12 protein-coding genes and 2 pseudogenes are annotated in these 15136 nt (G+C 44.1%); 4 read left to right on the top strand and 10 right to left on the bottom strand.

Annotated elements, in window-relative coordinates; translation table 11 throughout:
- Nucleotides 1–214 precede the first annotated feature (214 nt).
- The 3 genes from rtxA to EAE89_RS24445 all read left to right on the top strand — a co-directional run bounded on the left by rtxA (nt 215) and on the right by EAE89_RS24445 (nt 10854).
- Nucleotides 215–10528, top strand: a complete 10314-nt coding sequence (rtxA, locus tag EAE89_RS18565; protein ID WP_214086384.1) for an MARTX multifunctional-autoprocessing repeats-in-toxin holotoxin RtxA — start codon at nt 215–217, stop codon at nt 10526–10528.
- A 4-nt stretch (nt 10529–10532) separates the two neighbouring features.
- Nucleotides 10533–10655 carry a hypothetical protein gene (locus EAE89_RS24040; protein ID WP_268794975.1) on the top strand — a complete coding sequence of 41 codons (123 nt, stop codon included), beginning with the start codon at nt 10533–10535 and terminating at the stop codon, nt 10653–10655.
- Between the two features lie 112 nt (nt 10656–10767).
- The gene (locus EAE89_RS24445) at nt 10768–10854 is read left to right on the top strand and encodes a DUF7706 family protein (RefSeq protein WP_420806676.1); all 87 of its coding nucleotides are present in this window, start codon (nt 10768–10770) and stop codon (nt 10852–10854) included.
- A 65-nt stretch (nt 10855–10919) separates the two neighbouring features.
- Here the strand turns inward: EAE89_RS24445 and EAE89_RS18560 are convergent, their stop codons facing one another.
- The 9 genes and pseudogenes from EAE89_RS18560 to EAE89_RS18525 all read right to left on the bottom strand — a co-directional run bounded on the left by EAE89_RS18560 (nt 10920) and on the right by EAE89_RS18525 (nt 14659).
- Entirely contained in the window at nt 10920–11315 is a 396-nt protein-coding gene (locus tag EAE89_RS18560; RefSeq protein ID WP_235525478.1) for a hypothetical protein, read from the bottom strand.
- Nucleotides 11254–11544 (bottom strand): hypothetical protein, encoded by a 291-nt coding sequence (locus tag EAE89_RS24440; protein WP_023046497.1) that lies wholly within the window; start codon nt 11542–11544, stop codon nt 11254–11256. The genes EAE89_RS18560 and EAE89_RS24440 overlap by 62 nt, the downstream gene beginning before the upstream one ends.
- Before the next feature lie 143 nt (nt 11545–11687).
- Nucleotides 11688–11882, bottom strand: a complete 195-nt coding sequence (locus tag EAE89_RS18550) for a hypothetical protein (RefSeq protein ID WP_214086383.1) — start codon at nt 11880–11882, stop codon at nt 11688–11690.
- Nucleotides 11883–12103: 221 nt separating this feature from the next.
- A complete protein-coding gene (locus tag EAE89_RS18545; protein WP_214086382.1) occupies nt 12104–12718 on the bottom strand; it encodes a YwqG family protein in 615 nt (204 codons plus the stop codon).
- Between the two features lie 12 nt (nt 12719–12730).
- Nucleotides 12731–13168: a hypothetical protein gene (locus tag EAE89_RS18540; protein WP_422615519.1), complete on the bottom strand. Its 438-nt coding sequence runs from the start codon at nt 13166–13168 to the stop codon at nt 12731–12733.
- A pseudogene (locus EAE89_RS24435) lies at nt 13145–13231 on the bottom strand (RHS repeat-associated core domain-containing protein); the annotation flags it as partial. The pseudogene EAE89_RS24435 and the gene EAE89_RS18540, both read right to left, overlap by 24 nt.
- Before the next feature lie 427 nt (nt 13232–13658).
- Nucleotides 13659–13964: a hypothetical protein gene (locus EAE89_RS18535; protein WP_214086381.1), complete on the bottom strand. Its 306-nt coding sequence runs from the start codon at nt 13962–13964 to the stop codon at nt 13659–13661.
- Between the two features lie 3 nt (nt 13965–13967).
- Complete coding sequence (locus EAE89_RS18530) at nt 13968–14288, bottom strand: hypothetical protein (RefSeq protein WP_214086380.1); 321 nt, start codon at nt 14286–14288, stop codon at nt 13968–13970.
- Between the two features lie 173 nt (nt 14289–14461).
- Nucleotides 14462–14659, bottom strand: a complete 198-nt coding sequence (locus EAE89_RS18525; protein WP_214086379.1) for a hypothetical protein — start codon at nt 14657–14659, stop codon at nt 14462–14464.
- A 101-nt stretch (nt 14660–14760) separates the two neighbouring features.
- Here EAE89_RS18525 and EAE89_RS18520 point away from each other — a divergent pair, with 101 nt between their 5' ends.
- Nucleotides 14761–14958, top strand: a complete 198-nt coding sequence (locus tag EAE89_RS18520; RefSeq protein ID WP_149617304.1) for a DUF7706 family protein — start codon at nt 14761–14763, stop codon at nt 14956–14958.
- Nucleotides 14959–15022: 64 nt separating this feature from the next.
- Here EAE89_RS18520 and EAE89_RS18515 read toward each other — a convergent pair.
- Nucleotides 15023–15136: pseudogene (locus tag EAE89_RS18515) on the bottom strand (IS5/IS1182 family transposase); the annotation flags it as partial.

The raw sequence follows: 15136 nt of genomic DNA, 5'->3' as shown, positions 1-15136 counted from the left end.
TCGATTTATTTATTTAAACGTGTTTATAGATACATCAGATTAATATTTTTCTGAGTTTAATGTTGTCGTTGTTGTGCATTATTTATTAATAATTTGTTCTGTCGGCTCTTTTTCTCTGGAAGGCGCAGTGGGTTTGTATTGTGCGTGAAATAGGATATTCAACATTGTCCGTCGGATACAGTTTTAACTTTGATATCAAACTAAGGGATTGCTTATGGGTAAATCATCAAACAGGAGTGCAGAATATTTTTTTACCGGGAATTATTTCGCTGATGATGATGATAATGACATTGATGCTATTGGATTTGGTGGTTACATTTATGCCCGCGGAGGGAATGACTATATTACGTTGGGTTCGATAGCGGCTAAGGTATATACCGGTACAGGTAATGACACAGTGGTTAGTGGTGCCGCGTATTTAGAAATCGAGGATTCTACGGGTAATTTGACCGTAAAAGGAGGGGCAGGTTACGCTGATATTGATAAAAGAGGTGATGGTGATGTTTTATTTTCTGGCGTTGCAGGTGGCGCTTCCCTGAATCACACAGGTAACCACGGTGAGCTGGATTTTGCTGGTGCGGCTGTTTATAACGAAATGATCCGTAAAGGTCTGACTGGTGACGTAAGCTTTAAAGGTGCTGGTGGCTACAATAAATTATGGCATGAAATTAATCAGGGTAATTTGTACTTTGATGGCGCAGGAGCAGGTAACCAAATCGATCACACCTGGTATGACCGTTACAGTGGAAGCAATGGAGATGTAACGTTTAATGGTGCTGGTGCTGCAAATAGCATCAGCTCGCGGATTGAAAGCGGTAATATTAATTTCACTGGCGCAGGAGCAGATAATCACATTATACGCAAAGGTAAAGAAGGTGATATTACTTTGCGCGGTGCTGGAGCATCTAACCGGATTAAGCGTATTCGCCAAAAAGAAGATATCTACGTACGGACTCGCGGTGATATTACTTTTGAAGGTATTGGCGGTTATAACAAAATTTATTCTGATATTGGGCACGGCAATATTAGCTTCTCCGGTATCGGTGCTTACAACGAAATATTAAGAATAGGCGCAAATGACCGCCCTCGCGGTGAATCACTGGAATATGCTAAAGCTGGTGAGATCGTCTTAACGACAGCGACGATGGGAGGAAGTTGGATTCAGGAGTCCCAGCCAGTGACAGGCATTAAATCAACGATTGAGCCTGATACTTATCTCTTTGCGTTTGTTGACGAAATATATACCAAGATCAGCAAAGTGCATCTTTTTAACGATCCTGAAACCGGTAATCTCAATTATTACTCTACCTCTTGGTATAAAGAAGGCGATCACCTTAAAGATCTTGCTTCAACGGATATATCTTCAGCTAATGGATTTATCGATATAAACATTAATGGTGCCTACCGTCTTTCCAATTTAATTGTTGAGCACCGTCAGCCTATTACTATTTGTTGTTGTGTGGTTGGGGAGAGTTTATCTGAAAACGAGTGGGTTGTTTATGCTGGCGGAACGACGGTTAAAGTAGAAGATATCATGCTCCTTAATGCAAAAATGGGGGGACGATCGATCTTTTACAATAGTCAAAAAGTTGATGTTTCCGCAGTGAAATCGAATCGTCAGCCGAATACTTATGTGTATGCCAAATATCTGGAATCATACACCAAGGTAGTCGTCGTTGAGCTAGAAAACGATCCAATTACGCAGGAACTCAAATACTTTGCTAGCGCGTGGTTCAAAGCAGGCGATCATACCAGTAATCTGGCTGATGAAGATATTTCATTTGCAAACGGTTATCTCTCTATGAGTGCGGGTGGCTACATGTTGAGCCAGCTTCAATATAGCCATAATACAACGGTACGTCGTGCCTTTGATCGGTTAGCACATACCGAAGAATATAGCCAGCAAGAGCTTGTGAACTCATTAACCAACAATGGTGATAGTTCCGGTAACATCCAGTTTAACGGCGTGGGTGGTGGAAACGTTATTAACTCTAGTGTTACCCGTGGCAATGTCGATTTTGCAGGCGGCGGTGCTGCTAACGTTATTGTAAAAAGTGGTGAAGAGGGCGATTTAACATTCCGTGGTGCTGGTTTAGCAAACGTTATCGTTAACCAAAGTCAGCATGGAGAAATGGATGTTAACGCTGGCGGTGCAGCAAATGTTCTTGTACGAGTCGGTGATGGCCGCTATCTGGCCCATCTTCTGGCGGTTGGTAATATCTCGATTCATAAAGGCAATGGCAACAGCCAAGTGATGATGTTGGGTGGTTATAATACGCACACGCATATTGGTAATGGTAGAGCGAACTGGTCAGGTGCTGGCGGTTTTAATCTCATGGTCCAAAAGGGTAACGGTAATGTGTCCTCGGTGCTGGTGGGCGGTGCTAATGTGCTGACTAAGCTTGGTGCAGGTGATTTGGTTTCTGGCATGTTAGGGGGGGGCAACATTATTACTCATATTAGTAGTGATGTTGAAATGTCCAATACCAAGGCAATTGCGTTAGGTGGCGCTAATATTCTTACCAGGAAAGGGTGGGGAGATGTGTTAGCTGTGATGGGGGGTGGCGCAAACGTTCTAACCCATATCGGTAACGGCAATACGACGGGCGTTATGCTGGGTGGTGCCAATATTCTGACCAAAATAGGAAACGGCGATACGATTGGTACCATACTGGGTATCGGTAACGTGCTGACTCATGTTGGTGACGGTCAGACGCTGGGGGTGATGGGTGCGGCAGGCAATATCTTCACTAAAGTTGGGGAGGGTAGCGCGATTGCCGCTATGATCGGCGCGGGCAACCTCTTTACCCATGTTGGCAAGGGTGATGCGTGGGCGTTGATGGGCGGCGCAATAAACCTCTTTACCAAAGTGGGTGACGGTAATGCACTGGCGCTGATGCTAGCTGTCGGCAATGTGTTTACCCATATTGGTGACGGCACGAGCGTTGCTCTGATGTTAGCAAAAGGTAATATCGCGACCAAAGTGGGTAGCGGTATGACGCTATCGGCAATGATAGGTGAGGCTAATATCTTTACCCACGTGGGGGATGGCAATACTTTTGCTGCCATGATCGGAGGTGCCAATGTGCTGACCAAAGTCGGTAATGACCTGACCGCGGCCTTAATGATGGGTAAAGCTAATATCTATTCGCATATAGGTGATGGTACCAGTATTGGCTTGTTCGCCGGTGAACTGAACGTGATGACCAAAGTCGGTGACGGTACAACGCTGGCGGCAATGTTTGGCAAAGCCAACATTATGACCCATGCAGGCAATGGCTTAACCGGTGTTTTAGCACTGGGTGAAGCGAATATTGTTACTAAAGTGGGTAATGATTTTATGGGAGTTGTTGCCACAGCGAAAGCTAACATCATCACGCATGTGGGTGACTCGGTAACCGCTGGCGTACTGCTTGGCAAAGGCAATATTCTGACCAAAGTGGGAGACGGTACCACGGTTGGCCTGCTTATTTCCGATGTGGGTAACATCATGACTCATATTGGTGATGGTACTACGGTCGGTTTTGCCAAAGGTAAAGCCAATATTATTACCAAAGTTGGAGGCGGCACTGGGATTAATGCTGTCTGGGGAGAGGCTAATATCCTGACACAAGTGGGAAATGGCGACCGTTACAACTTCGCGAAAGGTAAAGCGAACATTATTACCAAAGTGGGGGATAAACAGGAAGTTACGGTTGTTCAGGGGGATATCAATATTATCACTCATGCGGGTAGCGGTGATGATTATACTGGGGTCTGGGGCGAGGCGAATGTTATCACTAAAGTGGGAGAAGGCCGCAATGTGGTGCTTGCTAAAGGTAAAGCCAACATCGTCACCCAAGTGGGGAAGGGAGACAGTTTTAATGCCTTATGGAGCGAAAGCAATACCATCACCAAAGTCGGTGATGGTGTACAGGTTATTGCAGCAAAAGGGAAAGCTAACATCACGACAACGGTAGGTAACGGCTTAAGTGTGACCGCAACGCAGGGTGATCTTAATGTGAATACCAAAGTGGGTAATGGTGTTTCAGTTAATGTGGCGTGGGGGAAATATAACGTCAATACCAAAGTTGGGGATGGTCTTAATGTTGCAGTTATGAAAGGCAAAGGTAATGCCAATATCCATATTGGTGATGGTTTGGGTATCAATGCTTCTTATGCACACAATAACGTGGCGATTAAGATTGGTAACGGCGATTTCTACAGCCTTGCAGTTGCAGAAAGTAGTACCGAAAGTAATAAACTCGTTGCCTTCTTTGAAAATATCAAACAGACGGCATTAGGTGTAGGTGGCAGCCAGGCGATCAACTATCTGATTCAGGGGAATGAGGCTAACACATCTGGCACCCATAAGGGGCGAGGTGCGATTAATGTAGCTGAAGTCTCTGCGATTGATGGTTTTAAAATAGGGGAAATTGCCCCGATAAGTTCGGATTTAAACCGTCGCTTGAGTGGTTCTGTGACAGAGATAGCAACGCCTGATCTTGATAAGATTCATCGTTCATTAGATATTAATGAAAATTTTGGTTCAGGCCAGGAATCCAATCTGATCATCAATGGTAATTTTGAACAAGGTAATCATGGCTGGTTAGTAACCAATGGTATGGAAGCAAATCACTCAGCGAGTGTTTACGGTCTGGATAATGTAGGTCATGGAGATCGAGTCAGTGAACTTGATGCGGATAAAAACACGGCTATTTATCAGGACCTGCGAAACTTGTTTGCAGGAGAAGTGATTGTACTGAGCTTTGATTTTGCCAATCGTTCCAAGGCTTTTCTCACCAGCAATGGTATGGAGGTTTTTTGGAACGGTAAATCTGTATTCTCAACGTCTGGAGATGTCACTCAATGGCAAAATAAAACACTGGAGTTGACAGCAAAAACGGGTAGTAACCGAATTGAGTTTAAAGGTACCGGTTTGAGTGATGGGATAGGCTATATTGTGGATAATATCGTTGCAAAATTTAAGAATTCCCGACAAGCCAATGCTGTTACCGAACAAGCGAAACAGGATAAAGCGGCGCAAGGTGCGTTAAACGATAAAGAAAAAGCCGAAAAAGATCACCGTCTTCTGGAGCAAGAAAAAGATAAACAACTGGCAGCGATTGCAGAAACACAATCTCAACTTGAATCAACAGATCAGACGGTGTTAAACACCAATGGGCAAATGCAGTGTGATGCAGTGAAAGAAGAATCACAGGCCGTCACTAACGAACTTATCTCAATGACTCAAGGTCTGGATGCGCTCAATGGCTATGCGAATTACCACGGCGAATCAGGTGACCAGTGGCGTGATCAATTTGCTAGCGAATTATTAGGCAGTGTGCAGGATAAATTGAATCACACTAAACATATTGCACAGGAAAAATTAGTTCATGCTCAACAGATTATTACGGATAACCAACAACAAGTAAAAGAAGCGGTTGCGAAATCAGAGGTCGGCGTAGCACAAAGTGAGCAACATCGTGTCAGCGTGAAGCAAGATATTGCAGAGGTTCAGGAAAAAGCAGCGTTAAGAAAAGCAGAGGCGTTGTTGCAGCAACAGCAGGCAGAAAAAGCGGCAAATGACGCCAATATCGTCTATCAAGATGCAGAAAATCGGGGCAAACGTGACATTACACTGGCTGAGAATACAGTGGCTCAGGTACAAACCGATGCAAAAGGGGCAAAGCAGAATGAGCATACAAAACCACAGCGTGTAGGTGCATCTGGTAGTAGTTTATCTGGCAAGGCTTATGAATCGACGGAGATAGTAGAAACTGGCAGCCATGTTAACGCTGAATCTGTCATACATGCCGATGGACGATTCAGTACAAGATTGACAGAAGAAGATCTGGACGAGCTGAAAGAGGCGAAAGGTGCCATCAACCGATTGCAAATTAATGCCAATTTCCGCTATTCGATGAACGATCAATTCTCAGTAGAGAAAAACCGTAAAAATTTATCGACGGATACACCAATCGACAAGAAAGAAAAAACATTACTTGCAATATCGGCATCTGATAAACAAATCGCTAATTCTCAAAATCGTGATGTTATCAAGGGAGATGTGTTACAAAAAATTGACAACAAAATCTTTGACTTTATGGCACGTGGGAAAGAGCTGAAGGCTTCTTCATTCCATTTCAGTCAGGGTGATAACCTGCTGGAGAAACTTGATAAGATTATTCCAGAAATTGGCAGTGTACTCTTGACGGACGGAGATAAAGTTAAGTCAAAATCATTGCGTAAGGGATTATGTTTTGCCCTATCTGCCCGTTATCTGATAGAAGAACGGGTACATGGCTCAGGGGGGGGTAAAGCTTATATGATGTGGTTGAAGGATGCTGTTAAAGCTTACAACGACACATCAGTTAATAAGAAAACCGATATTAACTCCATTGAATCTTCTTTGCTGGTTCAATATCGTCGCCAAAATATCGGCCCACTGATTGAAGATTTATTGTCGATGCAGTACAGCCAATCGATGGATAGCTCTACGGTTGCTGCGTATCACAAAGCCAACGCCGCTTATGGCGGAAAATTAAAAGCCAATGGGCTGACCGGGCCGAATATCCACGCTGCATTGAATTATGAAGCAGAAGGCTATGAATCTGTCATGGATAAGTTGCGCAATGTAAGAAAATCAACTTACATGACATTTATGTCTGAAGATCATGCCATGTCGGTTGTGGTGGATAAAAATAGCACTCAAATGGTTTGGTCATTCTACGATCCTAACTATGGTGCCAAATCGTTTGCTAATTATCATGATTTCTACCGTTTTATGGACTCTTTCCATAACGGGTACCTTAAAACGTACTTCACGGGTTACAAATTCCAGGCGAGTGAAAAACCAGACCAAAGTTTCTATGTTCAATTCAATAAATTTGAAAAGGGAACCATTGCGAGATATGACGGTGTTTGGAAACAGGCGCGTGAGGGCGAACAAGGTTACATACTGCGCGCTCTGAAAGAGCAGGGCAAGATCTTTACCTTGGGTTCAGATGCTACTGGACGCGTGGTTGATTACGGTGAGCGTGAGATAACGTTGGAAGTCACAACGAAGCAAGGTAAGAAAAGTAAGAAAATCCTAGTCGAAGTTGAGAACAATAATTTTAAACAAGCTGCTGGTTTCGTGCAGTCGAATATCAACAAAATACTGACTTATCCGGCAGCAAACAAACTGATACTAAAAGCGTCGGCTGACGGTGACATGATATTCCCCGGATTGGAAAAACTGGCATCAAATGACAGTGTTAAAAACAAAAATGTCGAAAATTGGGAACGTGTTGCTATCACATCCCAAACTGATAATCGTGAAACACGTTTCACTGGTCAGGTTATTATTCAGTTGGAGGATGACCCGGTAGTTGCTAAAGCTGCCGCTAATTTGGCGGGTAAACATCCTGATTCTAGCGTGGTTGTACAGCTCGATTCCAATGGTAAATACCAGGTGGTTTATGGAAACCCGTCCAAATTATCAGGCGTATTACGTTGGCAGATTGTGGGTCATGGTCGTGACGGATCAGCACACAATAACACTCGCCTGAGTGGTTACAGTGCCGATGAACTGGCAGTAAAACTAAAACAGTTCAGTCAGGATCTTAAGCGGGCCGGTAAACCTATCCATATCAGCATTGTGGGTTGTTCTTTGATCAGTGATGACAAACGGGACGGTTTTGCCCGTCGTTTTATCGTCGCTATGGATAAACAAGGTATTCGCAGTGATGTTTCCGCTCGCCGTAGCGAAGTGGCGGTTGATATCAGTGGTCGTAAATTTACCCGTGACCAAAATAACCAATGGGTCAATAACCTGCCTGATAACAAAATCGTATTCAAATGGAATAAACAGAGTGAACTGACAACCAACACAGAAAGGGTTATTCGCGGTGTTGATGAAAGTGATATCACTCTTTCTAAGGTAGGTTACACATCCGCTGATGCCATGGCTAAAGGGGCGGTTGCGGATCACCATCGTACTTTTACAGCACCTAAAAAACGTACAAAGAATATTGAGATTAACGCAAACGATAAACTGAATCGCTCGCTCAGTTACACTGGCAATATTCAGATAAACGTAGGGGAAGGTGAGTTTACTGCGCTCAATTGGGGAACATCGAATGTAGGCGTTAAAGTGGGAAGTGGTGGTTTTAAATCACTGGCCTTCGGTGACAACAATGTGATGGTTCACATTGGTCATGGTGATAGCAAACACAGCTTCGATATTGACGGTTACCAGGCATTTGAGGGAGCACAGATGTTTATCGGTAACCGTAACGTCAGTTTCAACCGGGGGCGAAGTAATGATCTGATCGTCATGATGGATAAATCCATTCCAACGCCACCACTGGTCAATCCATTTGATGGTGCGATTCGTGTTACTGGTGTACTGCAATCGATAGCCCGTTCTGGTGAAGAATGGAACTGGTTGGTGGCGCAAGATCAGCAGTGGACGTTATCTGGTGCGGAGAAGTTTGTGCAGGATATGTCTGGTTTAGACCAAACCAGCAGTGTGGACTACAAGACACTGGTTAATCTGGATTCACAACATGAACGAAGCAGTCGTGGTTTGAAGAGTGACGCGGAAGCAGCGTTGAACAAGAGATACTACCAATGGCTAAGTGGTAATAGTACTGATACAGGCAAAATGAGCCGCGCAAATAAATTCCGCCAGGCCAATCAGAAGCTGGCTTTCAACTTTGCTGTTGGCGGACGTGGGGCAGATATCCAGGTGACAACCGGTAACTGGAACTTAATGTTCGGTGACAATATCCAGTCAATTCTGGATACCAACTTGGGTTCACTGTTTGGTCTGATGAGCCAGCAATTCACGACAACCGGGCTGGTAAAGACCACCTTCACCTATAACCCGCAGGACTTGCCGCGTCAGCTTAAAAACAAATTACTTGGTCGGTTGGCGGGTGTCAGTGCGGATACCACCTTATCGGATATCTTTGGAGTGGATTACACCGCAGAGGGGCAAATTGTTTCCCGTACAGGCGAGCCTGTTGATGGAGAGGCTATTCTGCGAAAGATGCTGGAAGTGATAGGAGAATTTAGTGGTGACCAACTGAAAGCCTTCACTAACCCAGAAAAATTACTTAATGGTTTGCGAGCTGGCATCGATATGGGGACAGAGGGTGTCAGGTCATTTGCGGAAAGTCATGGTCTGATGGAGAAAACGCCTGATGAAACCCCGGTACAGGGATCTCCGGTTGTTATTAACAACAGAGCGGATGCTCAGGCTAGCGACGAATCAGAGCGTAAATTTGGCTTTAATTCACTGAATTTACCTAACCTGTTTGCGACGATGTTCAGTCAAGATAAGCAAACAGAAATGCAGTCATTAATGGCTAACTTAAAAGAAAACTTAACGGCAGATCTGCTTAACATGGAGCAAAAAACCTTTGATTTCCTGTGTAACAGCGGTCATCTGCAAGGGGATAGTGACATCCATATATCGCTGGGGAACTACAACTTCAACTGGGGTGGTGACGGTAAAGATCTCAGCGCTTATCTGGGTGATAACAACAACTTCTGGGGTGGTCGTGGTGATGATGTTTATTACTCGATGGGTACCTCCAACATCTTTACGGGCGGCGAAGGGAATGACATGGGCGTCCTGATGGGGCGTGAAAACTGGATGTTTGGTGGCAATGGTGATGATACCGCCGTGGTAGCCGGACGTATTAACCAAGTCTTTATGGGAGAAGGTAATGATCAAGCTTTTGTCTTTGGTGAAGGTGGTTTTATTGATGCGGGTAACGGGCAGGATTACGTTGTTGCTTCCGGTAACTATAACAGGGTAGATACCGGGGCCGGTCGGGACTATACGGTGATCATCGGCAATAACAACTGGGTTGATTTAGGTAAAAGCAATGACAGTGCCAGAGTGTTTGGCAACGATAACCGAATCGATGGCAGCACGGGTAACGATGGGATCAAACTAATGGGCTACCATGCGGTGATTAATGGTGGAGAAGGTGATGATCACCTGATAGCCGCTGCGATTTCGAAGTTCAGCCAATTTGACGGTGGTGATGGTCAGGATTTGTTAGTGCTGGGCGGTTATCAGAACCGCTTCCAGGGTGGGGCAGGCGTAGACAGTTTTATGGTCAGTGGCGAAGTGATTGATAGTCGGGTTAGTGATATCAACGCAGAAGATATCATTCTGTTACACAATGTTGACTGGAAAAACCTGTGGTTCCAACGCAGCGGATATGATCTGGTGCTATCGGTGAATCGTCATCCCAGGGACAAAACCGCTCAAGGCGTATTTGAATCAGTGGGAGCAGTCACCTTTGATGATTACTTTAATGGTCATCGAGCCAAATTGGTGAGGCAGATGGGGGATAAAGACAAATCAGGTGAGAGAGAATTTACTGCACTTTCTGACAATGCCGTTGATTCATTGATTCAGGCAATGAGTAGTTTTTCTCCGACAGCGGGTGATAATGGTTTTATTGCGAGTTTGGACAGTAAAGCAAAAATCGCCATAGCGACCGCGTGGACTGATGCAGCGATTGGCAAAGGGAAATTTGCTTAATAACGTGAAGGTAATGGTCGGCTGTCTGGTGCTCATTCCTGACAGTGAAGCCACGCAACAGCAGCATCAGCAGTACCAGCGGCAACAGGCTCAACTGCGGGTGCTGATAACCGGTTTTATGGGTTAAGGGGAGAGGATGAGATGACGATAGTGGTTGAACATTTACAGGACATTAACCTTAACCACACCGAAGCATTGGCCCTAAGCGGCTGAACTGGGCGGAGATACGGGCCTGTGCCGTGAATGACGAGGAAGCGTATCAGATCAAAGATGCGATCGCTAAGCTTCAATCTGCTCTGGCTTACCGTGGGTATTGGCCAAGATAGATCATAAGAAGGCCGGAAGATAATAAAGATCTTCCGGTTTCAAATTTTATTTATTACGTATTAAATCAATTTCCCTTTATATCAAGTAAATAATTAAGTTTTGGTTTCCATATGTTTTCCCATTTACTTTCTATATCTATTGAATAATTCTTTATATGGTAATAATCATTCTCATCATGATGAGATAAAAAGCATTGTTCAACACAGCTAATAATCCATTCCAATAATTGTTTAATTTCAAGATCATTATTATAACTCAAGAAAAACTCAGAAATTTCAATAAATTCCGTCATCAAATTCGGGCAAAAAATGGATTCTTCAAATAATGAGTAACAAAATGTTCCCTCAATTAAATCATCCTTATTTTCTAGAAGACGAAGTTTAATATTCTCATTCATATCAGCAACCTGGCCCTTTTCTTTTTGCTGCTTTAATTGATTTTTTCTCATTATAGGAGCCATCTAAATTGAACACTCCTTTGGACTTATCCAATGATGAAAATGTCTCGTAGTGATCTTTGTGAAGATTATCTAAATAAAAATAATCATTTTTCTTAAAAGCTACGCCTTCAACTTTTACTTTGTTTGTAAATTTATAAATTTCAGCCCCTTGAAATTTCTTTCCAGTTGTTTGGGCCGCATCACCAACGATTTCAAGAAAACTCCATCCCCAAGGATCGATCCATGTCATCGGATTGGGGGCATACGTGTATAGGTTTATGCCCCCATTCAGCCCGATCGGGTCTTAGGGACTATCCCGACGCCATCATACGGTTGAGCGGACCTTTCCCCCTGATTTAGCAGCCTTTTTCTTCGCCGGCTTTTCCCATCCTGTTAAAGAGCATGCCAACTGGCCCCGACGAGCACTTTGCTGATTTTAGCTCGCTTTTTCCCCGATGTCAGCGCCGGGGCAGCTTGCCTGCGCCGCTGATGCGGGCTGGCGAGGCCCGCAGGTAAAGCCGCCGGTGAAGTGACACCAAAAAGTTGGGCGACTGTCTGGTGCTCATTCCTGACAGTGAAGCCCCGCAACAACAGCATCAGCAGTACCCGCGCCAGCAAGACCAGCTTAGCGAAATTAAGCTGAGAATGCGGGAACTGATAGGCGATTATAAAGTACGCTGATATATACGGGTATTAGCCACGGTAAGAACAAGAAAGCCGGAAGAATACGTATATCTTCCGGCTTTCTTTTTTATAAACACTGAGTGGATTATTTTCACTCATTTGTCTAAACGGTTATTTCAAAAAAATTATGCCGTTTGTACAAAGAAGATACCTTCTATTCCATTTTCTGTACTTTTAATAAACAAATAACCAATAGCATCAGATAACCCTAATGCATCTTGAAAAGGTTTAGGGAAATCTGCCGAATATATCTGACATACAAAGTGATAGCTATTTCCGATGTCACCAATATCATCTAATCCATTTGGCACATTATTTGAAAATAGCGAAATCATTGGATATTCATCGTCACCCATTTCCATATCTAAAAAATTAACACTTCTTTCTGGTATGAATTTATCGTTGTTTTCCAATGAATCATTGGTTAAAGAATATGAAACGAACGTAAATCCTGACTGAATAAGCTTTAGTTCTTGCTCATCACCAAAATAGGTTATGTTATCAAGGAAGTAATCATCATCAGAATAAGTTGAAAAAACAGATAAATATCCAGATGTTGGCAATACTCCTTGAGAGATTCTAGAAGATAACTTCTCGCAATCTATAGAAAAAAGATGAAGTAGTTTTTCACCATCTGGGTTTACAGGCCACTGTGATACATATCCTCTTTTCCCACCAAGAATAAAACCAGAGTCATTATTCGAAGTTTCTTCTACAACAATTCGCGTAAGACTATACATGCAATATTTCTCCTATTTACAAGTACCAGCATTTTTAGCCTTGTTTGATAACCCGTTAAAGAATTTTCTAGCTTGGTTTCTTAACTGTTTTACTCTGCTAGCAGGAACACCAGATTTTCTTAACCCACCAGAGGTTATATCTAGTTCTCTTTTCGGTGTTGATGCAAACTCATTTTTCCCGAGGCCTTGACTTGCCCTAATTTGATTCTCATGCCAATGTGCACTACCAACACCACGTGTATCTTTTTGTGGGCCACGAGTGTGGTGATCTAAATCTAAAGCAATAGATGGATTTCCTGATAATCGGCTATTACCTGCAAGTCCCTGCTCACGTAAATATTCATGTCTTAACAATTCATGCGCTTGCAATTTATCACCAACGTGAGTTGGTCCATTCAATTCACCATATGTTCCCAATTCGAATAACTTTGCAAGCCCAAGCGGGTCGATCCAAGTCATCGGATTGGGCGCATAAGTGTATAGGTTTATACCCCCATTCAGCCCAATAGGATCTTAGGGACTATCCCGACGCCATCATACGGTTGAGCGGACCTTTCCCCCTGATTTAGCCGCCTTTTTCTCCACCGTTTTTTCCGGCCCTACTAAAAAACACTCCAACTGGCCCCGACGAGCACTTTACCGATTTTAGCTCGCTTTTTCCCCCGATGTCAGCGCCGGGGCAGCTTGCCTGCGCCGCTGATGCGGGCTGGCGAGGCCCGCAGGTAAAGCCGCCGGTGAAGTGACCCCAAAAAGTTGGGCGACTGTCTGGTGCTCATTCCTAACAGCGACGACGCCCGCCACATAAGGCAACAAGTATCAGCTCCAGCAAAACCAGCTCAGTGAAATTAAACTGAGGATATGCGAACTGATTGGCGACTACAGTACAAGATAGTAATTAAAAGGAAATTGCTCAAATATTTATATATGATTTTTCTTTCAGTTATGAAACTCGACCTAGTAAAAATACCTTAGCCACTTTTTTAGGTCCTTCATATATATTAAAATATTCATTTGTTTCCATACGCTCGTTAGGAGCATTTTCCATAAGAAAACGAACAGTTCCTTCACTTACATATTCATTGTCTTTCTTTTCCGTTGATTTGAATTCAAAGACAACGCTCCAAGCGTTATTTTGCCAATTAATATCTTCAGGAAATCTTGATACCGCAAAATAACGGCCAGCAGGAGGGGGATTTTTTCTTCCGCCATTTTGTTCAGATATCCATTCAACTTTGATCTGATACATCGTTTAGCACCTTTTAGCTTGAACTCTTTTACTCCACGATACTTTAACTCTCGGATCATTTAACTGTTCCAATTGAGCATATCTAGCTGGGCCAATTCCATCTAATTTTGGATCGAAGTGCATGTTTTTAGCTATGTCGTCTGGAACGTTTATTTGCACAACCTGGAATGAACTTCCTCCATGTCCCATTTTATTACCCCAAGTAACAGCATCCCCATAGGATTGTGCAAACCATTTACCTTCCATAGTACCGTGTCCCACAGCCCATTTTCCTGTTCCCTTCAATTGGTTATATTCATCAAGGTGCATCCCTCTGTATAACATCATCAATCCAAGAGGGTCGATCCACAACAGCGGATTCGGCGCATAAGTGTATAGGTTTATGCCCCCTGTCAACCCCAGAGGATCTTAGGGACTATCCCGACGCCATCATACGATTGAGCGGACCTTTCCCCCTGATTTAGCAGCCTTTTTCTTCGCCGGCTTTTCCCATCCTGTTAAAGAGCATGCCAACTGGCCCCGACGAGCACTTTGCTGATTTTAGCTCGCTTTTTCCCCGATGTCAGCGCCGGGGTAGCTTGCCTGCGCCGCTGATGCGGGCTGGCGAGGCCCGCAGGTAAAGCCGCCGGTGAAGTGACCCCAAAAAGTTGGGCGACTGTCTGGTGCTCATTCCTGACAGTGAAGCCACGCAACAACAGCATCAGCAGTACCAGCGGCAACAGGCCCAGCTGCGGGAGATAAAGCAGCAGATGCGGGTGCTGATAACTGGTTTTGTGGGTTAAGAGGAGAGCATGAGATGACGATAGCCATTGAACATTTACAGGACATTCAGTTAACCCACATTGAAGCGCTGGCCCTGGCCCAACTGGTTAAGCGGCTGTGCTGGGCGGAGATACGGGCCTGTGCGGTGAATGACGAGGAAGCGTATCAGATCAAAGATGCGATCGCTGAGCTTCAATCTGCTCTGGCTTACCGTGGCTATGCACCTCGGTAAATCATGAATAAGGCCGGAAGATCACGGGGATCTTTCCGGCTTTTTTACTACTAGGTAGTGTCCCTTAATTATATAATCTCCGGCAAAAGAGTCGAATACAGCCTAATTTCACCATCGACAGATAGTTTCGTGCTGTTTTTTCATAGCGTGTTGCAATACGTCGATTACCTTTCAAAAA

The organism is Photorhabdus heterorhabditis (assembly GCF_018448905.1).
Lineage (GTDB): Bacteria > Pseudomonadota > Gammaproteobacteria > Enterobacterales > Enterobacteriaceae > Photorhabdus > Photorhabdus heterorhabditis.
Note: the sequence above shows the minus strand (reverse complement) of the source record. Positions and strands in the feature narration are given on the sequence as shown.